At 70.8% G+C, this 20,752-nt stretch carries 21 protein-coding genes; 7 read left to right on the top strand and 14 right to left on the bottom strand.

Annotated features, from left to right (window positions below):
• The first annotated feature begins 40 nt into the window (after window positions 1–40).
• Complete coding sequence (gene wrbA, locus C6361_RS29530) at window positions 41–682, top strand: NAD(P)H:quinone oxidoreductase (protein ID WP_107269734.1); 642 nt, start codon at window positions 41–43, stop codon at window positions 680–682.
• A gap of 169 nt (window positions 683–851) precedes the next feature.
• Window positions 852–1,163 (top strand): hypothetical protein, encoded by a 312-nt coding sequence (locus C6361_RS29525; RefSeq protein ID WP_107269733.1) that lies wholly within the window; start codon window positions 852–854, stop codon window positions 1,161–1,163.
• A gap of 474 nt (window positions 1,164–1,637) precedes the next feature.
• On the opposite strand, the gene C6361_RS37725 is transcribed toward C6361_RS29525, so the two are convergent.
• Complete coding sequence (locus C6361_RS37725) at window positions 1,638–2,102, bottom strand: hypothetical protein (protein WP_199853115.1); 465 nt, start codon at window positions 2,100–2,102, stop codon at window positions 1,638–1,640.
• 259 nt (window positions 2,103–2,361) lie between these two features.
• On the opposite strand from C6361_RS37725, the gene C6361_RS29515 reads away from it, so the two are divergent.
• Window positions 2,362–2,961, top strand: a complete 600-nt coding sequence (locus C6361_RS29515) for a hypothetical protein (RefSeq protein ID WP_107269732.1) — start codon at window positions 2,362–2,364, stop codon at window positions 2,959–2,961.
• A 209-nt stretch (window positions 2,962–3,170) separates the two neighbouring features.
• On the opposite strand, the gene C6361_RS29510 is transcribed toward C6361_RS29515, so the two are convergent.
• The 8 genes from C6361_RS29510 to C6361_RS29475 all read right to left on the bottom strand — a co-directional run bounded on the left by C6361_RS29510 (window position 3,171) and on the right by C6361_RS29475 (window position 13,011).
• Window positions 3,171–4,091, bottom strand: a complete 921-nt coding sequence (locus C6361_RS29510) for a hypothetical protein (RefSeq protein ID WP_107269731.1) — start codon at window positions 4,089–4,091, stop codon at window positions 3,171–3,173.
• On the bottom strand, window positions 4,088–6,574 hold the full coding sequence (locus C6361_RS29505; RefSeq protein WP_107269730.1) for an Hsp70 family protein: 2,487 nt from the start codon (window positions 6,572–6,574) through the stop codon (window positions 4,088–4,090). The genes C6361_RS29510 and C6361_RS29505 overlap by 4 nt, the downstream gene beginning before the upstream one ends.
• Window positions 6,567–7,082, bottom strand: a complete 516-nt coding sequence (locus C6361_RS29500) for a hypothetical protein (protein WP_159079544.1) — start codon at window positions 7,080–7,082, stop codon at window positions 6,567–6,569. The genes C6361_RS29505 and C6361_RS29500 overlap by 8 nt, the downstream gene beginning before the upstream one ends.
• Before the next feature lie 5 nt (window positions 7,083–7,087).
• Complete coding sequence (locus C6361_RS29495; RefSeq protein ID WP_107269728.1) at window positions 7,088–8,134, bottom strand: serine/threonine-protein kinase; 1,047 nt, start codon at window positions 8,132–8,134, stop codon at window positions 7,088–7,090.
• A complete protein-coding gene (locus C6361_RS29490) occupies window positions 8,131–8,913 on the bottom strand; it encodes an FHA domain-containing protein (RefSeq protein WP_159079543.1) in 783 nt (260 codons plus the stop codon). The genes C6361_RS29495 and C6361_RS29490 overlap by 4 nt, the downstream gene beginning before the upstream one ends.
• 30 nt (window positions 8,914–8,943) lie before the next feature.
• A complete protein-coding gene (locus C6361_RS29485) occupies window positions 8,944–11,091 on the bottom strand; it encodes a hypothetical protein (RefSeq protein ID WP_107269727.1) in 2,148 nt (715 codons plus the stop codon).
• Between the two features lie 109 nt (window positions 11,092–11,200).
• Complete coding sequence (locus C6361_RS29480) at window positions 11,201–11,839, bottom strand: response regulator transcription factor (protein WP_107258792.1); 639 nt, start codon at window positions 11,837–11,839, stop codon at window positions 11,201–11,203.
• Window positions 11,824–13,011: a sensor histidine kinase gene (locus tag C6361_RS29475; RefSeq protein ID WP_159079542.1), complete on the bottom strand. Its 1,188-nt coding sequence runs from the start codon at window positions 13,009–13,011 to the stop codon at window positions 11,824–11,826. The genes C6361_RS29480 and C6361_RS29475 overlap by 16 nt, the downstream gene beginning before the upstream one ends.
• A gap of 187 nt (window positions 13,012–13,198) precedes the next feature.
• Here C6361_RS29475 and C6361_RS29470 point away from each other — a divergent pair, with 187 nt between their 5' ends.
• Window positions 13,199–14,125 carry a hypothetical protein gene (locus tag C6361_RS29470; RefSeq protein ID WP_107269725.1) on the top strand — a complete coding sequence of 309 codons (927 nt, stop codon included), beginning with the start codon at window positions 13,199–13,201 and terminating at the stop codon, window positions 14,123–14,125.
• 248 nt (window positions 14,126–14,373) lie between these two features.
• On the opposite strand, the gene C6361_RS29465 is transcribed toward C6361_RS29470, so the two are convergent.
• The 4 genes from C6361_RS29465 to C6361_RS29450 form a co-directional block, all read right to left on the bottom strand.
• Window positions 14,374–15,204: a permease prefix domain 1-containing protein gene (locus C6361_RS29465; RefSeq protein WP_159079541.1), complete on the bottom strand. Its 831-nt coding sequence runs from the start codon at window positions 15,202–15,204 to the stop codon at window positions 14,374–14,376.
• The gene (locus C6361_RS29460; RefSeq protein ID WP_107269723.1) at window positions 15,201–15,533 is read right to left on the bottom strand and encodes a PadR family transcriptional regulator; all 333 of its coding nucleotides are present in this window, start codon (window positions 15,531–15,533) and stop codon (window positions 15,201–15,203) included. Before C6361_RS29460 ends, C6361_RS29465 begins: the two co-directional genes overlap by 4 nt.
• A 215-nt stretch (window positions 15,534–15,748) precedes the next feature.
• Window positions 15,749–16,276: a DUF488 family protein gene (locus C6361_RS29455; RefSeq protein WP_107269722.1), complete on the bottom strand. Its 528-nt coding sequence runs from the start codon at window positions 16,274–16,276 to the stop codon at window positions 15,749–15,751.
• A 34-nt stretch (window positions 16,277–16,310) separates the two neighbouring features.
• The gene (locus C6361_RS29450) at window positions 16,311–17,003 is read right to left on the bottom strand and encodes a metalloregulator ArsR/SmtB family transcription factor (RefSeq protein WP_107269721.1); all 693 of its coding nucleotides are present in this window, start codon (window positions 17,001–17,003) and stop codon (window positions 16,311–16,313) included.
• Window positions 17,004–17,107: 104 nt separating this feature from the next.
• Here C6361_RS29450 and C6361_RS29445 point away from each other — a divergent pair, with 104 nt between their 5' ends.
• The 3 genes from C6361_RS29445 to C6361_RS39070 all read left to right on the top strand — a co-directional run bounded on the left by C6361_RS29445 (window position 17,108) and on the right by C6361_RS39070 (window position 19,126).
• A complete protein-coding gene (locus tag C6361_RS29445) occupies window positions 17,108–17,554 on the top strand; it encodes a hypothetical protein (RefSeq protein WP_107269720.1) in 447 nt (148 codons plus the stop codon).
• Between the two features lie 45 nt (window positions 17,555–17,599).
• On the top strand, window positions 17,600–18,238 hold the full coding sequence (folE, locus tag C6361_RS29440; protein WP_107269719.1) for a GTP cyclohydrolase I FolE: 639 nt from the start codon (window positions 17,600–17,602) through the stop codon (window positions 18,236–18,238).
• Window positions 18,239–18,394: 156 nt separating this feature from the next.
• Entirely contained in the window at window positions 18,395–19,126 is a 732-nt protein-coding gene (locus C6361_RS39070) for an NAD(P)/FAD-dependent oxidoreductase (RefSeq protein ID WP_369931457.1), read from the top strand.
• A gap of 152 nt (window positions 19,127–19,278) precedes the next feature.
• Here C6361_RS39070 and C6361_RS29430 read toward each other — a convergent pair whose 3' ends face one another.
• Window positions 19,279–20,706 carry an endo-1,4-beta-xylanase gene (locus tag C6361_RS29430; protein WP_234359081.1) on the bottom strand — a complete coding sequence of 476 codons (1,428 nt, stop codon included), beginning with the start codon at window positions 20,704–20,706 and terminating at the stop codon, window positions 19,279–19,281.
• Between the last annotated feature and the right edge of the window lie 46 nt (window positions 20,707–20,752).

The raw sequence follows: 20,752 nt of genomic DNA, 5'->3' as shown, positions 1-20,752 counted from the left end.
CACGGTTGATCGGGAACCGAGCCGACCAGAGGAGGCAACCATGCAGGCGGACGCCAGGATCGCCGTCATCTACTACTCCGCCACGGGCACCGTGCACCGTCTCGCGCAGGCATTTGTCGACGGCGCCGCCGACGCCGGCGCGGAGGTCCGCCTGCGCCGGGTGGCAGAGTTGGCGCCGGATCAGGTGGTCGATGCCAAGCCGCAGTGGCGGGCACACCTCGATGCCACCGCCGATGTCCCGCTGGCCACCCTGGACGACCTCCGGTGGGCCAACGGGTACGCCTTCGGCACGCCGACCCGTTTCGGGAACGTCTGCTCCCAACTGCGCCAGTTCCTCGACACCACGACCGCCCCGTGGCAGGCCGAGGAGCTGGCCGACAAGCCGGCGACTGGCTTCGTCGCCAGCTACGAGGAACACGGTGGCCAGGAGGCGACCCTGCTCAGCCTCTACCAGACGTTCCACCACTGGGGGTCGATCATCCTGCCCACGGGTTACCTGAACTACGCCGTCGCCCACGCCGGTGGCGGGAACCCGTACGGCGTCAGCCAGGTGGAGAGCCGCGCCAGCCGGGATCCCGAGTACGCCAAGGCGGTCCTCGAAGCGGCCCGATTCCAGGGTGCTCGCCTCGCCCGGATGGCAGCCGCCGTCACCGCCGTCCGTGCGGACAGCAGGCGCGGGTAACTCCGGCGCGCTGGCGATGTCCCGTACCTCGCCGGAAAGCCCGAGCCACCGGCCGGACGCTAATAGCGATGTGTGAGATCGAACTGACGGGGGTAGATGATGCCCCGCCGGAGGAAATGAGTGGACCGGTGACATCGCCGATAATTGCCAAGCATCAGGAGAGTGCCAGATGAGTTCGTCCACCCACGGAAACAACGGCACTACCGGGATTTCGCGCATCCGTGCGCGCGGCGACGAGACGAAGCCGTCGTTCAAGACCAGCGAACTGGTCGTCTACGTGCTCGCTGTCATCGGTGTCCTGATTGCCTCCAGCGTGGTCGGGGACAGCGGGAACAACGATGGCCAGGACCTGTTCGCCGCAGACAAGGCGTGGTGGTTCATCACCCTGCTCACCGTCGGGTACATGGTTAGCCGGGGTCTGGCCAAGGCCGGCAGCCGCAGCAGGGACACCGACCCGCGCACCGACGTCGACAACCACTAGAAATTCGGTACGACCAGCGGCCCCGGTGGCCCGGCCAGTAGTGACACGGCCGCCGCCGGGGCCGTTCGGCGACCGCGTTCAATCGTTGCCGCCGCCAGATGCGTCTAAATGCGCAGGCGGCTGGGTAGCGTATGGCAATTTTTGGTGTAGCGGGTGACGACTTCGCAGTGGCGTTTCAGTCAATTTATGCCGCGTTCCACGGCGTGCCGCTGCCCGTAGATCTGGTGGCCGAACCCCGGCCGTCGGCCGCTCCTCGTTCCCTTTTCTGCACCGGTTGGCGGACTAACTGGGTGCCACACCGACGAAGCGCGGCGCGGTCGGCTGCGATGGCCGTAGCTGACCCACCAGCCGGGAACGCCCGGGATCAGGCTGGCCGGCGCGCCACTCCACTCCACTGATCACCTGGGGGACTTCGGCCTCGTCGAGCGCGGGCGGGCCATCGTTGCACCGAGCGATGCCTTGGACGAGACCGGCCTAAGCGACCAGATCCCTGCGTTCGCGCAGATCGTCTGGACCCTCGTCGCCGAGGCCACAGTCTCGACGGCACGGTGACCCGGCTCGCCGGTCCTGCCACGCCAACGCCCTGTCCAGGGAGGTTCGGTCGAAGGTGATGACCGAGCGTTTGCCGGGGTTGCCCCTGGCCATGTTGTCCAGAACCGGATTGGCGTCCCGCAGGCCGATCGGGGTGATCTCGGGCAGGATGCCGTGCGCCACCGAGAACGCGAGGGTGTCGCGGAGGTCGTGCGGGGAACCGGACGGGTTGACCATGACGTGCAGCCGGTCGAGGACCATCTGCTGGGTGGGCAGGGTCAGCGGTTCGCGGTCGTATCCGCACAGCACGAGCCAGCCGTCGGGTGCGATGCCGGCGAGTGTCGCCAGTTCTGGCCCGGGACGAGGCGCCGGAGCCTTGCTGAACGACCCTGTCCGATTGCTTGACATGTATCGATGTGATCGCTAACACTTGTCCACGCAGGAGCCTTTAACCCCAGAGGGTTGATGGTCTTCGATGTCTGGTCAGTGTTCGCGCGTCACTGGCCCCACGCCGTACGACGAATGCGTGGACCCGTCGTCCGTCATCGCGAACTGTTGTCACGAACACGAGTCAGTTCGGCCGGAGTGACAACGCACGGTCTACGGAATCGTCACCCGTTCGCCCCACGTCAGAGCGCTGGGCGGTGCAGTTGAAGGAGAGTCCACAATGACCCTAACTCGCCTCAGGCAGGTAGCTCTCGCCGTTCTCGCCATCGGCGTCGTAGCCAGCCCCAGCGCGGTCCACGCCGCCCCGGCTGCCACGCAGACCAGGGCGGCGCCAGCGGCGACGATCACCTGGACCCTTGCCCGGGCGCAGAACCCGACCGCGGATCAACAGGACGCATATGCGCGCATCACGTCGGCCATGAACGCCGCTGTGGCACGGTACAACGCCCTCAGCGACCTTGGTAAGTCGATCACCGTGCACTATGTGCCCGGCGTACCGACGGCTGACGGCAACATCAACGGAAGCATCCGGTTCGGCAGCAACCGCAGTTACATGACTGAGCGGACGGCGTTGCACGAGACGGCCCACACCCTGGGCGTGGGTCTGAGCGGTGGTTGGCATTCCCTCGGCGGCAGCGGTACCTGGACCGGCGCGCAAGCCACGGCCCTCGTACGACAGTACGACGGCCCGAACGCGGTCATCCGTACCGGTGGGGGACACTTCTGGCCCTACGGCCTCAACTACGACAACGAGTTCAGCCAGACCAACGCGGACCGCCACGTGTGGATCGTCGCGGCGATGAAGCGTGACGGGCTCTGAGCGCTCTGGGCTGCGAGGAGCCGTCCGGGCCGGCCGGGCAGCTCATCGGGCGCGGCGCTGGGGATCAGCGGATCTCCGCGCCCGACGGCTGCCCGCGGCACACGCCGGAGGGCCGCGCCGTCGGCGGGCCGGAGCAGACCTGACGCTCGTAGAGGCGCTGTCGGCGGGCGGCCCCGGTGGCGACTGCTGCACCTGCCGGACGTCCTGAATCACGACGGGGTGAGGACGAGGCTCGCGGTGCGGTTGCGGGCCGGTTCGCGGAACGGGCCCTGCGACTGGTCGGCGGAGCGGAGGGTGAACGCGGTCAGCGGCAGGTCACCGGCCTCCGCAAGCTCCCGCGCCGCGACCCGGGCCCGGCTCAGCGCCGTACCCGAGCCGCCGCTGGTGCGTCCGCCTGGCACCGGCACGCTGTGCCCGACCACGGTCACGGACACGTCGAGGTCGGGCAGCCGGCGGCCGACGTCGGCGAGCACGTCCGCGCCGTACGAGGTCAACCAGGCGTCGCGGCTGAACAGGCCCCTCCGGAAGTAGACCTCCACCGTGTCCGGCCGGCGCTTCACCACGACGCCGGGCAGGGTGACACCGCGAGCTATCGCGTCGAGCCGGGCGGCCAACGCCTGGGCGGCCGCCTGCCTGTCCGCCTCGATCTGCTCGAGCCGGCCCTGCAACTCCGCGGCACGGCGCCGCTCCGCGTCCAGCGCCACCGTCTCCGGCGCCGGGGTGGTCACGGACGCGGCGGGCCTGGCAGGCGGCGAGGCTGACAGCGACGGGAGCACGACCACGGTACCGGCGGCGACCGCGACCACCAGCACCGCGCCGGCCGCCGCGAGGCGCACCGGCGGGACGACCGGACGTGGCCGGCGATCACCGGCGAGGATGGCGGCGACCGCCCGACGGCCCTCGGCGGCGCCCTCGTGCCCCGGGTCGATCGCCTGGACCGCCGCCCAGCACTCGTCTGCCTCCTGCCAGCGCCCCTGCTGGGCACGGATCCGGGCGAGCAGGTCGAGGCTGGCCGGCTCGTCGCCGTCCAACGCGACCAGAATCTCGGCGGCAGCGTCCAGGTCGCCGCGCCGGGCGGCGGCCGTGGCCCGGCTCAGCGCCAGGTCGGTGCTCAGGGCCGGCGCGGTCACCGGCCGACCAGCCCGATGATTTTCGGCTGCTCCTCGCGCGGCAGCAACCGGACCAGCCGCGAGTTGACCGCGTCGAGCGCGCGTTCGTCGCCGGCGGCCAGCGCCTCCTTGCCCTCCCGGACGAGCCCGCGCGCCTCACCGGCCGGCTGCATCCGACCCTGCTGCTCGCAGAGCGCGTAGAACAGGCGTACCGACCAGCCCGGCTGCCGCCGTTCGAGCTCGATGAGGAACTCGGTGACCCGCTCGGTCTCCGCCTTGATCCGCGCCGAGCTGCCGCTCTCGATGGCCTCGTTCGCGCGCTGCTCGAACTCGGCCAGCGCCGACCGGTCGGCGGGATGCCCCACCTCGGAGACCAGCCGACCGGCCTCGCCGAGCAGGTCACGCAGCTCCCGTACCAGTGCCGGCCGGTCGGCCGCCTCCTCGATGTCGTCGAGCTGCGCCTGCACCTCACGCAGCCGGTCCTCGGCGGTGGCGGCCGCGCCCGCGTCGACGCCAGCGGCCCGGACCTGCTCCCGCGCGGTGGTCAGGGTGCCCTCGTCGTCGAGCCGCTGAAGCCGGTCGCGCACCTCCGGTACGTCCGACGCGCGCGACTCGTGCAGCGCGGCCATCCGCTGCTCGGCCTCGGCCAGCGCGGTCGCCAGTTCGTCCGCCTGCGGCGTGCGAACCTCGTCGAGGTTGATCTCCGCCTCGAACTGGGCCTGGATCAGCGGTACGTCGGCGACAACGGTGACCAGGCTGGAGGTGTCCACCTCGAACGTCACCTCGACCTCCGTTCCGGCGGGCAGGTCGATCCGCACGTCCAGCGGGCGGATCTCCAGCATGCCGACCGGGCGGTTGCGGTCGGCGCGGTCCCGTTCGCCCTGCACCACCGGGATCCGGACCACGGCATCGGCGTCCGAACGGCGCAGCGCGGCGGCGGTGCGGAACACCTCGCGCGCCCGGGTCGGCAGCGTCGCGCCCTTGCGCAGCAGCGGCGCGAACGCCCGGTCGGCGAGCTGGATGCCGAGCGAGTGGGTCAGCCGGGCACCGCCGAACTCCACCTCCCGGTGCGTGATGGAGAGCGTGTCGGGGGATATCTTCTGCGGTACACCGGACCGGTCGGTGAGTTCCACCGTGAACCGCGAGGTCGTGTGTGGATCGATGGCGACCTCGGTCAGGAAGGCGCCCTCGGCGTTCAGCTCCAGCCGTCCGGTGCGGAACGGCGGCTGCCCGTCCGGGTTGCGCAGCGTCACGCCGTACCCGGTCCAGTCCACGGGTGCGGCGGCGTGCACCTTGCCGGCGACCACCGGGGTGGTGGTCGTGACGCTGGGCTCGTACGCGAGTTGCAGGGCGAACTCGCCGGCCGCCGGCTGGAACGACGGTGGGTCGGGGCGCCGGACCGTACTGGCGAAGATGGCGGCGCCCCGGGCGACCACGGTGGTCGGATCCAGGCTGGTGTCGAGCGCTATCCCGAGCCCGTCGCGGCTGTCGGCGAGGCGCTCCCGCAGTCCGGGCGCGAGGGTGGTGCCGCCGACCAGCAGCAGCCGGTCGATGTCGCCCGCGTCCAGCCCGCCGTCGGCGAGCGCGGTGCGGCACAGGTTCGTCGCCCGGGCGTAGAACGGCTCGGCGACCCGGTCGAGTTCGTCCCGGCGGAGCGTGTACTCGAACGTCTCGACCTCCCCTCCGCCGACCGTCAGCTCCACCGACAGGTCGATCGCGTCCCGGCGGGAAAGCTCGATCTTGCCCTCCTCGGCGAGCCACTTCAGCTTGGCGAAGTGCACCCGCCATTCCGGGTTGTCCCGGCGGAAGTCGGCGAAGCCGAACTCGGCCGCGGCGGCGGGGGCCAGGATCCGCTCCACCACCGCCCAGTCGATGAGCTTGCCGCCCAGGTACGGGTCACCGGCGTGGTTCAGCACCCGCAGGTCCCCGTCGCGCTTGCTCACCACCGCCGCGTCGAACGTGCCGCCGCCGAAGTCGAACACCATCCAGTACGCCCGGTCGTCGGCGTCGTGGAAGCCGTACGCGAAGGCCGCCGCGGTGGGCTCCTGGACGAGCGGGCACGCGGCGCTGAGCCCGGCGAGCGCCGCCGCCTCCAGAGTCGCCTTGTTCTGGTTCAGCGAGAAGGCGGCCGGCACGGTGATGACGGCCGCGTCCGGTGGGCTGCCGCTGTGGTGCGCGGCGTCCGCCCGCAGCGACTTGAGCACCTCGGCGGAGAGCTGCGGCGGCGTCAGCGTCGTGCCGGCCCTGCCGAACCGCTTGCCGGCGTCGGCCAGCCCCATCTCCAGCTTGAACTCGGCGGTCGCGTTCTCCGGGTCGCTCTGCACCCGCTCGCGCGCTCGACGACCGACGTGCACCACGCCGGGCTTCGGAATCCACACCGCCGAGGGCGTGATGTCCCAGCCGTCGTTGTTCTTGATGACGGCGACGCCGCCGTCCTCCTCCACCACCGCGATCGCGCTGTTGGTGGTGCCAAGGTCGATGCCGAAGTCGATGGTGTCACGCATGCTCGTTTCCTCCGTCAACGGGCTGGGTGGGGGTGCCGACGATGACCTGCCCCACCTGGATGAGCCGGTCGTGCAGATAGACGGACGGCCGTACGGTCTCGATGACTGTCTCGGCGGTCAGGGCCGGGTTCTCCTGGTAGACCAGGACTTCGAGTTCCCGCCCCACGTTGAAGACGTCGCCGTCGTGGTCCTGGACGACCAGGCCGGCGTCGGCCAGCGCCTCGGTGGACGTACGCAGGTAGCGGCCGGCCTGGCGGTCCCGGGGCGAGGGGCGCTCGCCGGCCGCGGCGAGCCTGCGCTGGGCCCGCCACAGGTTCGTCACGGCCGTCGCCAGGGCCGCCTCGTCCGGCTCGGCGGGCGGTGCTTCCCTCTCGTCCGGCTGCGCGTCCCGGACCGCGGTCAGCAGGCCCTCCAGGCGGGCCCGTTGCGACTCCGTCCACATCGGAGGCGCGATCCGGAACTCCCGATGATGCCGGCGCTGGCGAAGCTCCTCGCGCAGTCGCGTCATGCGGTTCACATCGTCACCCCTCGTCGCCAGAGATTCAGCTTGGGCAGGTAGCGGGCGCGCAGGTCCGGTGACAGCTCCAGCGCCTGTGCCATCAGCCCCGCCGCTCGGTCGAGTTGACCGGCGTGCCGGGCCAGCGCCAGCGCCTGTTCGGCGAGCCGCCGGGCCCGGGCGTCCGCCGGCTCGCCCTCGCTGCGGGAGGAGCCGCCGCCGAGTCGCCGGCCGCGCAGTTCGGCGGCGAGCACCCCCGCCGTGGCCGGCCGGTCGGCCGGGTCGACCTCCAGGGCGGAGAGCAGGATCCGGTCCAGCTCCGGGTCCACCTCCGGGTGGTAGCGGCTCGGCGGCAGCGGTACCCGCGCGAACCGGCCCGGCGAGTACGACGACAGGGGTGCACCGTCGTCGTAGGGGAGGCGGTTGGTCAGCAGCAGGTACACGATGGTGCCCACCGACCACACATCGCTGGCCCGGGAGTACCCCTCGCGGCGCAACACCTCCGGTGCCATGAAGGCGAACGTGCCCTGGGCGCTGGCCAGCATCGTGAACGGGTCGGCGCGCTTGGCGAGCCCGAAGTCGCTGATCCGGATCCGCAGGCCGCTGCCCTCGTATCCGACGAGGATGTTGGCGAGCGTGAGGTCGCGGTGCAGGATCGGCGGGTCCTGTTCGTGCGCGGCGGTCAGCCCGGAGGCGATCTGCTCGGCCACCTCGACCGCCAGCTCGACCGGAATCGTCGGCCCGTGTGCGCGGATCAGCCGCTCCAGGCTGCCCCCGGCCACGTACTCCATGGTGAAGAACCCCCGGACGCCCTGCGGGGTACGCACGGTGCCGGCGTCGAACACCCGGACGATGTTCGGATGCCCGAGTGTGGAGAGCAGCCGGGCCTCCTCCAGCAGGGTACGGGTCTCGTCGAGCGAGGCGACCCGCTTGAAGACCTTCATGGCCTGCCAGCCGAGGTACTCGTGGCGTACCCGGTGCACCTCGGCGAAGGCGCCCTCACCGAGCAGCCGGTCCACCACGAGCGTCTCGGTGACCCGGTCACCGCTCTCCAGCAGGCTCACCGGTCGTCCCCGGGATCGCTGACGATGAGCCGGTACCCGATGCCGGTGATGGTCTCCAGGATGCGCGGCACGGACGGATCCGCCTCGATGGCGCGGCGCACCGCGCGTACGACGCCGGCCAGGTCGGCACGGGTGTAGGCGCGGCCCACCGGCCACTCCTCCCGGGGCCCCCAGAGCGCGGTGATGAGTTCCTCGTGCCCGCAGGCGACCGCCGCACCGGCGCTGCTGCGACCCACCATGTACCGCAACAGTTGGTGACCCTGCGGCCGCAGCCCGCTGACCGGGGTCTCACCGCTGTCGTCGACGCGGTACGCCCGCGCGGCCACCCAGTCGTAGCGCAGGCACGGCCCGCGGGTCGGCGCCGCAGGTGTCGACTCGAACGGCGCGGGCTGGGTGGTGTGCGGGTCGAGCAGCGTCAGCTCCCAGTACAGCGGCTCGCCGTCCGGGGACATGTCGCCGAGGATCAGCAGTGCGTCGCCGTGCCGCAGGCGGCGGTTTCCGACCAGGCGTTCGGTGCGTCCACTCAGCGAGCGGAGCAGGGTGCCGTTGACGCTCGCGTTGTCGGTGACCGTCCAGCCGCCGTCGCTGTAGTCCAGGGTGCAGTGCAGCCGGCCGACCCAGCGCTGCGGATCCGGCTCCAGCGCCACGTCCGGGGTGTGGTCCGGCGCGATACGCCCGACCGTGACCGGCCCGTCCGCCAGTTCCACGCCCCGGACCCTCCCCTCGGGCGAGGTGACGCGCAACGTCACGCTTCCGCCCGCGCGCGTTTCCTCACCCACTGCCAACTCCTTCTGCGGTGCCATGCCGGGTTACCGGGCTCGCCCGTCGAAGGGCTGGTGGTCCTTGCGGTGTGCCACGCAGGCCGCGTACATCCGCTCCCGGCTCTGCTCGGACCACCAGTCGGACCGGACCGGTGTGACCGCGAACGTGCCGGGTACCTGGAGCTGGCTCGCCAGCCGCTGGCATGCCCGGGCCGCCTCCTCCGCCAGCCGGGTCCGGGTGGCGTCCCCGTGGAGTTGTGGCCCGGGCGGCGGCCAGGTCAGGATCTGGTAACCGAGAATCTCGGCCCAGTGGGGGTTGTCGCAGCGCACGATGGGCCAGACGTTGTCCGCGCCGTCGGGTTCCTGCTTGAGTTCCACGCAGTATCCGGCCGGTGCGTTGTGGTCCCTACCCTGACGGGACGTCACCGGCCGTGGTACGGCGAGCTGGGCCCCGGTCTGCCGCGAGGCCGCCAGGAACGACCAACGCTCGCCGTCGGCCCGCAGGACCAGACACGTCGCGTAGTTGGAGATCGACTCCGAACTGAGGACGACGTTCGGGGCGGGCAGGACGACCTCGGTCGCGTACCGGTCCGGCGAAAGTCCGAAGTGGATTGCCTGCTCGGCGCAGCTGAAGCGCGCGAGCCCGGCCAGGTAGTCGTAGTCGGCGTCGGGCCAGGAAATGATCGACTCCCGCAGCCCCAGATAGGCGATCACCTCGCCGGCGTGATCCCGCCCGCAGGGCACGGTCGTCACCGTCGTGTCGCCGTCGCGCCAGTCGTTCGCGTCCCGGACGCAGAGAATCTCCTGCGAAACGGCGCCGTAGTCGGCCGGATGGATGTCGACCGAGTTCTCCTCCGCCTCCGACATCGCGTTGACGATCAGCACCAGCGCCACCACCAGGACCGCGCAGAGGGCGAGGACACCGAACACCTTGAACCGCTGCCGCCGCTCCAGGCGCTCCTCCCAGTCGGACAGCCGGATCGGCTGGCGGTACCGGACCGGCCGGCTGGGCGTGCCGTATGAGACCGGCCCGCCGGCCTCCAGCTCGGAGAGCATGTCGCGGATGGCCGCCGCGAGCGCCTCGTCGGTGACCTGGGCGAGGACGCCGCGCAGGAACCTCGCGGCCTCGTACCGCCCACGGGTCCGCCGGATCTCGTCGACGTTGAACCGGAACTGGTTGAGCGCTCCGTCCGCCTCGTCGAAGCCGCGCAGGTTCTCCTGGATCCGACGCCGGGTCTCCGGATCGGTGGCGAGCTTCTGCGCCTCCGCCAGCCAGCTCTTGACCGTGCCCTCGTACTGTCCGGTGGCCCGGTTGCGGGCGAGTGCGCAGTTGTTGAGCAGTACCGCGATTTTGTCGCGGACGGCGTCCGTGCGGCGGTGCCGGTCGCGCGGCGCCAGTCCCTCCAGCCGGGCCAGCAGCGGCTGCACCCGCGCGCGCATCTCGGTCACGACCTCGTCGGCGTCACCGGAGTCCAGCCGGGTGTGCAGGTCCCGGACGGCGGCCTCCAACTCCGTGTACAGCGGCTCGGCGACCTCTTCGATCAGCCGGTCGCGGTCCCGGGCCGGCACCGGCCACTCGGCCAGGTTCTTCCGCAGCGGCGCCGGATAGGCGGCGGACGCCGCCAGCCGCAGCAGCGGGCGCACCAACGCCCCCGGCAGTTCCGCCCGCAGCGCCTCCACTGTGGAGGCGTCGAGCTGCCGGTCGTCGAGCCGCTCGACCCGGTGGTGCAGATGCCGCCAGAACGACGCCGACCGGAGCGTCTTCGTCCAGCCCGCTGCCGCCGCCGTCCACTGGCCCGGCAGCCCGCCGCCGATGGTCGCGGCCAGCAGGTCGTCCGGCTGCACGTCGAGCGCCGCGGCGTGCGCCCGCACCGCGGCGTCGTGGTCGTAGTGCACACCGGCGGGGCATTCACAGCCGTCCGGCGTACCCCACACCGCGAACACCTCGTGCACCAGGCGGCGGCGCGGGTCACCCAACACCCCGTCGAACGCGGCGCGTACCTCCTCGGTGGTCGCCGAGGAACCCTGCCAGCTCACGTCCGCGCCGACCCGTAGCGCCGCCGTCAGCTGCTGCTGCCGCGCTCGCGCGGTGCGCCGGTCCACGTCCACCGGCAGGCCGGTGACTCGGAAGGCGTTGTGCCGGTACAGGTCCGGCCCGGCCATCTCCCGAAGGCTGGCGATCGCCACCTCACTCACTCGTGCTCCCCAGGACGACGTCGTTGAGTGCTCGGATCGACTCGACTCTCAGGATCGCCGCGCCGCGCGCCGTGCACCACGGCAGACAGTTGGAAACCAGATGTACGGCCTAATGCAGATCACCCCGGATCGGGTCCTCGCCGACGCGCTTGACGTAGTCACCCGGATTGGTGATGGGCCGCCCGTCGTCCCGGTACTTCTGGCGAACCCGCTCCAGGTGTGTCTTCACCGTGCTCTTCTCGATGCCGAGCCGGCGCGCGATGGCGGCGTGCGTCATCCCCTCCGCCACCCCCAGCAGGATCTGCCGCTCCCGGGGCGTCAGCGACGGACCCCGACGGTCGTCGTCGCTGAGCAGGAATGCGTGCTCCGGCGACGTCGGCGTCTCCCCGCGATGCACCGCCCGGATCGCGTCCGCCAGATCGTGCAGATCGCGCTCCTTGGGGATGTAGGCCACCGCACCGGCCTCGGTCGCCGAGACCACCCAGCGGCGGTCCTTCACCACCGAGATGACGATCACCTGACGGCCGGTGGCGGTCAGTTGCGCGACGTTGTGCGCCGGGTCGGTGAAGTTGCCCAGGTCGAGATCCAGTAGCACGATCGCCGGAGCGTCGGGTCCGGCGAGGTACTCGTCGACGGAACCGGCCATCGCCGTCAGACGGATGTCGGGCGTGCTGCCGAACCAGTTCGCGAACGACTGGAGCAGCATCTTCTCGTCGTCGATCGCGCCGATTGTTATGACGGTTTCCATGTGATCTCCACGGTGGTGCCCTCGCCGGGCGTACTGGTGATGTCGCACTGGCCGCCGGCCTCGACCACCCGGTGCCGGATCGAGCCCAGCAGGCCGTACCCGCTCCGCGCGGTCGCGGGCACGAAGCCCGCGCCCCGGTCGACGACCGTGACGCGCACCCCGCCGGCGCCGTCGCCCCGGGTCGTCAACCACGCCTGTCCGGTGCCGGCGTGCTTGCGCGCGTTGTTGAGCGCCTCCCGGGTCGCGCCCAGCAGCGCCTCGGTGACGTGCCCCGGCACGCCCGCCGGCAGTTCCGCCGCGTTGTGGTCGATCCGCAGCCCGAGAGCCGCCAGGTCGCGCACGACGCGTCCGAGCCCGGCGCCGAGGTCCGTCGACATCGCCTCGTCCGACCCGGTGATCAGGGAGCGCAGGTATCTCGCGTCGCGCTCGCACTGGCTGCGGAACTGCTCGGTGTTGAGGTCGATCTGCCCCATCGCGCCCACGGTCAGCGTGGACAGCACCGTGTCGTGCAGGTTCCGGTACTGCCGGCGCCGCTCCCAGTCCCGGGCCTCGACCGAGGCCATCCGGGCGGCCGCGTCGGCGGCCTGGCGCTGGGCCGCCAGCGCGGACGCGTGGGCCTCGTCCGCGGCGCGCGCCCAGGCACGGACCCAGGTCGCGGCGAATCCGGCGGCGGCGGTGAACAGGACCAGCGAGCCGATGTTGCCGGTCACGGAGGCGAGGAGCGAGGAGTCGGCGGTGAGATCCCGCCAGACGCCGGCGAGGTAGCAGCCGGAGAGCAGCAGGATCGACGGTACGGCCAGCCAGCGCGGGCCGAAGACGACGACGAGCACGCCGGCCGCGTTCGCCGGCGCGACGGTCCAGTTCGCCCACCCGACCGCCTGGCCGGGCGCGGTCAACCGGCCGACGACGACGAGTGACACCCCGATCAGCAGGACGTCGGCGACGACGGCGACCCACGTGATGCGCCGGCCCCGCAGCGCGCCGCCGTAGAGCACGAGGGACCATACGGCGGCGACGGCGTAGAGGCCGAACACGACGCCCGGTCGCGGATATGCCGATCGGTCGGTCGACACGGCGGCGACCCCGGCTGCGGCGTACTGTGCCAGCCGGACCGCCCCGAACACGCGGACCAGCACGCGCTCGGCCTGTTCTCGCCCGTCGACCGCCAACACACCACCAACCTTTCAAAACCCGGGGGTACGCGGAAGTCCGCTCTGCGGCGGACTCCGGCGAAGATCCACGATGGTGTGACGACGCGTGGAAGCCGCTGCCGGGTGCGGAGCTCTGGGACGGCGTGCTGTGCGTCGTCGACCGGTCGTCCCGCGTGCGGAGGGGCTCGTTTGCCGTACATTGCCGGCCATGACCGGTGAGGTGCGGGCGCTGCTGGAACAGTTGCGGGCGGCCAGCCAGTACGAGCGCACCGACGTACTGTGGAAGTTCGATCACAATGATCCCGCGACCCGGGAGGCGCTGGTCGCGGTGCGCCGGCACGGCCCGGGCAGGCTGCGCGGCGGCGCGCTCCACGCCCTCGCCTGCGTGGCCGGCGAACCCGGCCTCGACCCGGCCGACGTAGCCCTCGTCGAGCGTCTGGTCCGCATCCGCCTGCACCGGGACGACCCGAGCGTGCTCTCCGGTTGCTGGCTGCGGTGGTGGTCCGTGCGCAGCGACGACCAGGCCGCCGTCATGGCGTCGATCGGCCTGCACGACCCTCGCCCGGTCACCCTCGAACTCGCCAACACCGTCCTCGAAACGATCGAGCACTGCCGTGCAGGGCAACCGCTGGTCTACGTCAGCCCGGCGAACGACGGATGGACGACGATCACCGGGCCCTGGTGCGACGTGTTCTACGAACTGCCGGACCATCCCGGCCGCCCGGCCGAGGCCCGCGCCACCGTCGAGCGGCTGAGCGCCGAATTCGGCGAGGCTCACGCGTTCTACCACGGCGAACGGGACGGCGGATCGACGTGGCTGGTCGCCCGGGACGGCGCGACCGTGCGCACCTTCGACCTCGGTGACGCCGAGGGTTGCACCGGCGAGCCGCTGGCGTTCGAGCAGGAGTGGATGGACGCCAACGGGCTACCCGGCCGGCCCGAGGACCACTTCGACGACGTCGACCTGCCGGACGTGTTCTACGACTTCTTCCCGGCGCCCGTCGTCGCCGCCGAGATCAGCGACACCCCGCGCTGGTCCGTACCGGCCGATCACCGGCCCGGCCTGCCGGTGATCGCCACACTCCCCGGGTTCAGCGGCGCCGCACCGTTCCCGCCGGCCGCGTACACGATCTGACCGCTCGACACGGAGGACGGTAGGCAGTGCCCGTCCCCGGCCCATGGGGCCTGGGCCGGGTCGGTCACCGCATCGGCAATGCCCATCGTGCGCCGAGGCCGCCGAGCCCGCTCCGCTCCGTCCGTCAGGCGCCTGCCGGAGTCGTCAGGCTGCGCAGTTCGCAGACGACCTGTCGCCGCACGAGCTGTTCGGCAGAAAGTGGGTGCGTGGCGGGGCCCTCGGTATGGTTTACCGCCGCCTCCCGATACCTATGCGAGGCGATCGGCGGCTCGGGCGCGGCGCCTTCGGGTGAAGTGCCCGCAGCCAATGGCAATCGAGGTCAGCAGCGCGAGCCCACCGAGGATGATCTGATGCCACGATCCGGTCCACCACAGGGGTGTGCCGCCACTGGCGCCGAACAGAGGCCGCCCGGACGGGGTGACCGGGTACAGCAGGAACAGCGCCGCTCCGGCTGCGGCGGTCAACGCGGCGGCGAGGAGCGGGAAGCGTTGGGACGCTGGAGCCAGGGCGGTTTTACGGATGGTCAGCCAGCGCGCCGTCAGCACCACCACGGCCGCCAACAACGCGATCACACCTATCCGGGCATAGGCATTCGTGGCAGAGGCGCCCGTACCGCATGGGGCGATGGCGTTGGAGACGTCGGCCGGCGCCGTTGGTCGCTCGAGGCATGATGGCAGTTGCTCGGGGTGGGTGAGCCGCAGCATCGCTACGTCGAGGGCCTTGAGCAGGTACGTGGCGGCGAACAACAGCGCGGCGAGCCCGGCGAGAAGCCAGGCGTCGGAGACCATCGCGCGGACCGCGACGCCGCGCCGAGCACGGCGCAGGGGGCCGGCGATGCGGTCCGGTGATCCGAACCGGGTGACCGCGTTGCGTTCGGCTTGTTCTGCCGGAACGCCCCGCGCCATCTCGTCGGCGACGGCGTCTCGTAGGTGGTCCTCCACCTCCGAAAGCACTCGCCGGCCAACTGCTCCACTCCCGGCCAGCTGGTCGAACATCTCGTCGAGGTGACGGTCGACCACGCCCACAGCCGCCGTCGGGTCCTGGCCGGAAGGTCCCACGTGCTCTCCTTTGCCAGTCACGCCGGGAGTTCCTTGACGTCCTGCCCCACGATCGCCTGTACGGCCTGCGCGAACGTGCGCCACTCTCGCCGCTTCGTTGTCAGCGCCGTCACCCCAGACGGGGTCAAGCGGTAGACCCGACGCCGCCGAGGAGCACCTGCGTCCCACTCGCTACTCACCAGGCCGTCGCGTTCCAGGCGGTGCAGCGCTGGATAGACCGTGCCCTCCGGAAGATCAAAAGTGCCATCGGACCGATCCCGCAATGCAGCGATCAACGCATAGCCATGTGCTGGCTCAGCCCGGCGCAATGCGCCGAGTAGCAGTAGGTCCAGATGCCCACGCAGCTCCATGCCTATATATCCTAGGCATAGCTGATCTAGGTATCAACGACTGGGGTGGCGGCGCATTGCCGCACGGGTCAGCCTTCGTGCTCACCACGCAGCGGGCGCGCCAGCGCTGGCAGGCGCCAACTGCGGCAGCTCAGCCCGCGGAAAAGATCACCATGATCTCGTCGCCGGGTATGAAGATGCCGACGACACCCGCGCAGTCAATCGACGCGGACCGGTCAGGCGAGGTCGTAGACCAGCGATCCCGTGGTTGACAGTCTCGCGCCCGGTGCGACGGCGTGTTCGGTAAGCCGGCCGTTGTGGGCGAGGTGGCGTACTGGGATCTCACAGACCTTGGCGGCGAAGTCGGCGATGAGACGGCGGTGGCAGCGCCACCACACGCTCTCGCTGCACATCACCGCCAACGTGGAGACCTCAAGTTGGGTGGTGAGGGTCGTCATGGCGTCCTGGAACTCCGGGGTGCGCATGTGGGTCGCGTACGCGCGGAACGCGTCCACCTGCCACCAGACGTCCGGTGATTCGGGCGGCAGCCGGCGGCGTCCGCCGAGGCGTTCTTCCCACCGGTAGCGGATGCCGGCCGCCGGGAGCCAGTCGGTGAGGGCTTCCCGGCTGAAGTGAGGGTGGCGTCGACTTCCCGGGAAGCGGCGGACGTCTACCAGCTCTACGATTCCGGCGGTCTTCAGGAGGGCGGCGAACTCCTGTTGACTGAGGGTCCCGTGCCCAACGGTGATGAGTGGGTGGGTCACGGCACGGCTCGTCCGTGCTCACGGTGGGCCGCGCTCATCGGGTGGTGACGGTGACGCAGCATCGGCCGGGTCCGGGGTCGAGACGGGCACGGAGTTCGGTCCTGCCGAGGCCGTCGAGCAGCGCGTCGATCAGCCCGAGATTCATCCCGCACACCAGTTCGGTGTAGGTCTGCGCGAGGTTGTGGAAGGGGCAGTTCGCCAGGGTGATGGTGCCGTCAGCGGTCCTGGGTTCGTAGCCGTTGGACGCGAGCAGCTCACCGACCCTCTCGATCGGGCCGCCCGGCCCCGGGTCTTCGCCGGTCGCGGCACCACCGGTGAGACTACGGCCGGTGGCCGCCGCGGCGGCGCGCAGCGCTTCCATGATCGGGATGTCGTCCCGGGCGGCGATCGTGATGGCTTCGGCCATGACGTGGCCGGCAAGTTCGTAGCGGCGGTCGGGCAGGTTCACCGAGATGTCGCGAGCCGCCCGCCGGTAGAGCTTGGCAGGGCGACCCGCGCCGGGACCGCCCCGTCCGGGTGGGCGGGCGTATTCGGCGTCGAGCAGACCGTCGGCCACCAGCTTGTCCAGGTGGAACTTGGCGGTGTGGTGTGCTACCCCGGCACCGGCTGCCGCCTGCTCGCGCCCGACCGGGGTGTCTTGCGCGACGACGTACTGGTAGAGCTCGCGCCGGACCGGTTCGCCGAGCGCGGCGATCCGCTCGACCTGCGTATCGAACTCCTCGGGCATCCGGGCTCCTCCTACTCTCCGGTCGAGTGTAACGGACATGATCGTTGACGAAACAGATTCTCGCACTCTAACGTCGGCAATAGTATCCGTTAGAGGGAGTCGCCATGACCAATATCGCCGCCGCCCGATCCGCCAGCACCGGCACGTCCGCCGAGCGGCTCAGGACCGACCCGACGTACCAGGCGTTCTGGCTGCTGAGGATCGCCTTCACCGTCGCGCCCGTCACGTTCGGCCTGGACAAGTTCTCGGGCCTCCTCACCGACTGGGACCGCTACCTCGCCCCGGCGGTCGACCGGCTCGTACCCGGCACGGCCCACCAGGCCATGCTGGCCGTCGGCGTCATCGAAATCGTCGCCGGCATCGCCGTCGCCGTCCTGCCCCGATTCGGCGGATACCTGGTCGCCGCCTGGCTCGGCGGCATCATCGTCAACCTGCTGCTGCTCGGCGACTTCTTCGACGTCGCCCTCCGGGACGTCGGCCTCATGCTCGCAGCGCTGACCCTGGCCCGCCTCGCCGTTGCCGTGAACGCGCCGAACCGGTCGGGCCGCTGAGCCGAGCCGAACAGAGCGGATGAGGCGACAGGGACGGAGACGACCATGACCAGCACTGCCTGGACCGAGTGCCCGCCGGTGGACCCGGCACCACGGCCACCGTACCTGCGGCTGGCCAGGGCCGCGCCGCCGGTGGAGTTGGCGGCCGCCGAGGACGCGGTTCGCGCGTTGTTGACCGCGCTCGGCCAGGACGTCGATTCGGAACACCTGCGTGACACTCCCCGGCGGGTGGCCGCGGCCTACGCCGAACTACTCACCCCCGAGGCGTTCACGCTGACCACGTTTCCCAACGACGGCGGGTACGACGAGCTGATCCTCGTCCGCGACGTGCCGTTCCGATCGCTGTGCGAGCACCACCTGCTGCCGTTCCACGGCGTCGCACACGTGGCCTACCTGCCCGAGGAGCGGATCGTCGGGCTGTCCAAGCTCGCCCGGGTCGTCGAGCACTTCGCCCGGGGGCTGCAGGTGCAGGAACGGCTCACCCGGCAGGTCGCGGACTACCTCCAGCAGAACCTGCGCCCGAAGGGCGTCGCCGTGGTCCTGGAAGCCGAACACCTGTGCATGTCACTTCGCGGCGTCCGCGCCTACGGCGCCCGCACCCTCACCTCCGCCCTCCTCGGCCTGCACCGCGACGACCCGGCCACCCGGCAGGAGTTCTTCGCCCTCACCGGCGTCCGTCGCTGACAGCGTCGGCCCAGACCAGAAACGGAGCAGGACCCATGCCCACCGAGCAGACCTTCGTGATCGTCGGCGCCAGCCTCGCCGGCGCCAAGGCCGCCGAAGCGCTACGCGCCCGGGGCTTCGACGGACGCGGTCGCCGCGTCGCTACGGCAGCGGGGACTGCCGGTCGCGCTGATCGACCCTGGGACCGTCCCGCTGGAACGGGTCCTGGGCGGCGACGTCGGTGCGGTCTTCCGCGACCTCCACGCCGCCCACGGAGTCGCCCTGCACCTCGGGGAAGGCGTCCGGTCGCTGCACGGAGACGGGCGGGTGGAGGAGGTCCGCACCACCGGCGGCACCGCCATCCCGGCCGACCTCGTCGTCGTCGGTATCGGCGCGGTACCGCGTACGGGGCTCGCCGCTGCGGCAGGCATCGCCGTCGACGACGGCATCGTGGTCGACGAGTACCTGTGCAGCAGCCACCCGGACATCTACGCCGCCGGTGACGTGGCTCGGGCCTGGCATGCCGGCTACCGGGAGCACATCCGCGTGGAGCACTGGTCGAACGCCATCAACCAGGGCAGGGCCGCCGCCGTCAACATGCTGGGTGAAGCCACTGCCTACACCGACACCCCCTACTTCTTCTCCGACCGGTACGACCTCGGCATGGAGTACGCCGGCTACAGCCCGCGCTTCGACCGGGTCGTCTTCCGTGGTGACCCGCGCAGCGGCGAGTTCATCGCCTTCTGGCTCACCGGCGGCGGGGTGGCCGCCGGCATGAACGTCAACACCTGGGACGTCAACGAGCACCTCCAGCAGCTCGCCCGACGACACGCCAGGGTCGATCCCGCCCGGCTCGCCGATCCGGGTGTGCCCCTCGAAGCACTGGCCGGTGCAGCCGCGAACGCGTGAGAGGCGAGACGACGGAGATCTGGATCAACGTCGAGCTTCCGGCGATCGCGGGACGGGTGGGCCGCGGGTGGACGTACCGAGGCGGCGCCGCGGTACGTCCACCCTGCACGAGTACGCGATCAGATCTTGATGTTGCGGGGGACAGGCGGTGCTCAGGAGGCGGTGCAGACCGGGGTGAGGCCGGTGGCCGTGCCGGAGCCCTGGAAGCCGAACTCGGTGTACTGGCCGGCGTTCACCGACCCGTTGTAGCTGACGTTGCTGAACTGGACGGTGCCACTGGTGCCGGTACGGTTGGCGTTCCAGCTGTTGGTCACGGTGGCCCCGGACGGCAGGGCGATCCCGACGGTCCACCCGTTGATCGGTGCGGTGCCGGCGGTGACCCTCACGGTGGCGACGAAGCCGCCGGTCCAGGAGTTCAGTGAGACCGTGGCCGAGCAGCCGGTGGTCGGGTTCGGCGGCGTGGTCGGCGGGACGGACGGCGTCACCGACGGCGACGCTGACGGGGTCGGCGGGGTGCCCGGCGAGGTCGGGTCGGTCGAGACGTCACGGCCCTTGTTCAGCTCGTCGAGGACCGCGTGGTAGGCGGCCTTCTTCTGGTAGTTTCCGCTGCCGCCGGTGAAGAGCAGGCCCCGCTCCGAGGATCGCCACGACTCGCTGTCGGCGATGCCCCAGACGGTGATGCCGGTGCACTTCGCGACGTTCAGGCAGGCCCGGACGACCTTGCGGTAGTTCTCCGCCTGGCCCGCGCCGATGTCGTTGTTGCTCAGGTCGTCGTCGATGTCCAGCTCGGTGAGGTGCACCTCCACGCCGAGGTCGGCGAAGCGCTGGATGTTGGCCTGTAGGTCGTCGGTGATGATGCTGTTCGGGTTGTCGTTGAAGTGGGCCTGGAACCCGACGCAGTCGATGTACTGCCGATAGTTGCGGACGATCTCGTACAGTGCGTTGGCCTTGCGGTTCTGGACGCCGCCCCGGACCGTCAGGCCCTCGACGTCGTAGTCGTTGATGCAGAGCTTGGTGGTCAGCCCGCCAGCCTGCACGACCTGCTTCGCCCGGATGAACGAGTCCCGGATGACGTCTGTGTCGCCGGTGTCGAAGAGGTCACCGTCGCCGTTCGCGTCCCGGTTCAGGGTGTGCGGCCACTGGCTGCGCCGGTTGCCGGTGTTGTTGTCGTCCAGCGCCTCGTTGACGACGTCCCAGTACGCGATCCTGTTGCCCCAGCGGTTCAGGGCGTTGCCGATGAAGGTGTTGAGCGTCGCCTGGTTGGCACCCTGTAGCGCGCCGGCCTGTGAGTGCCAGACCAGCGTGTGGCCGCGGACCAGCATGTTGTTGGTCTGGGCGTAGTTGACCAGGGTGTCCGCGTTTCCGGTGTTCTGGAGTCCACCGCTCGACGTGGCGATCGTGGACGGCTTCATGTCGTTCTCGGGAGTCAGCTGGTTGAACTCCTGACCGACGATCGAGCTGAGCCGGCCGGGTGAGGCGGCGACGCCGAAGAAGAGCCCGGCCTTGGCGGCCGCGGCCCGCAGCGTGGTCTCGGCCGCAGCGGCCGGGCCGATGGACTGGACCGTCACAGCGCTGCCCACTAGCAACAGCATCGCCGTCGGCAAGGCCATTCTAGTAACTTTCCTA

Source organism: Plantactinospora sp. BC1 (assembly GCF_003030345.1).
Taxonomy (GTDB): Bacteria; Actinomycetota; Actinomycetes; order Mycobacteriales; family Micromonosporaceae; genus Plantactinospora.
The sequence above is the reverse complement of the archived record's forward strand: the minus strand, read 5'-3'. Positions and strand labels throughout refer to the sequence as shown.

Excerpts from the sequence above, each read along its gene's own strand:
- C6361_RS29445 (WP_107269720.1), top strand. The coding sequence starts at position 17,108 with ATGACCAATATCGCCGCCGCCCGATCCGCCAGCACCGGCACGTCCGCC.
- C6361_RS29500 (WP_159079544.1), bottom strand. The coding sequence starts at position 7,082 with ATGACGCGACTGCGCGAGGAGCTTCGCCAGCGCCGGCATCATCGGGAG.
- C6361_RS29515 (WP_107269732.1), top strand. The coding sequence starts at position 2,362 with ATGACCCTAACTCGCCTCAGGCAGGTAGCTCTCGCCGTTCTCGCCATC.
- C6361_RS29470 (WP_107269725.1), top strand. The coding sequence starts at position 13,199 with ATGACCGGTGAGGTGCGGGCGCTGCTGGAACAGTTGCGGGCGGCCAGC.
- C6361_RS29480 (WP_107258792.1), bottom strand. The coding sequence starts at position 11,839 with ATGGAAACCGTCATAACAATCGGCGCGATCGACGACGAGAAGATGCTG.
- C6361_RS29460 (WP_107269723.1), bottom strand. The coding sequence starts at position 15,533 with ATGGAGCTGCGTGGGCATCTGGACCTACTGCTACTCGGCGCATTGCGC.
- wrbA (WP_107269734.1), top strand. The coding sequence starts at position 41 with ATGCAGGCGGACGCCAGGATCGCCGTCATCTACTACTCCGCCACGGGC.
- C6361_RS37725 (WP_199853115.1), bottom strand. The coding sequence starts at position 2,102 with ATGTCAAGCAATCGGACAGGGTCGTTCAGCAAGGCTCCGGCGCCTCGT.
- folE (WP_107269719.1), top strand. The coding sequence starts at position 17,600 with ATGACCAGCACTGCCTGGACCGAGTGCCCGCCGGTGGACCCGGCACCA.
- C6361_RS29505 (WP_107269730.1), bottom strand. The coding sequence starts at position 6,574 with ATGCGTGACACCATCGACTTCGGCATCGACCTTGGCACCACCAACAGC.
- C6361_RS29525 (WP_107269733.1), top strand. The coding sequence starts at position 852 with ATGAGTTCGTCCACCCACGGAAACAACGGCACTACCGGGATTTCGCGC.
- C6361_RS29450 (WP_107269721.1), bottom strand. The coding sequence starts at position 17,003 with ATGCCCGAGGAGTTCGATACGCAGGTCGAGCGGATCGCCGCGCTCGGC.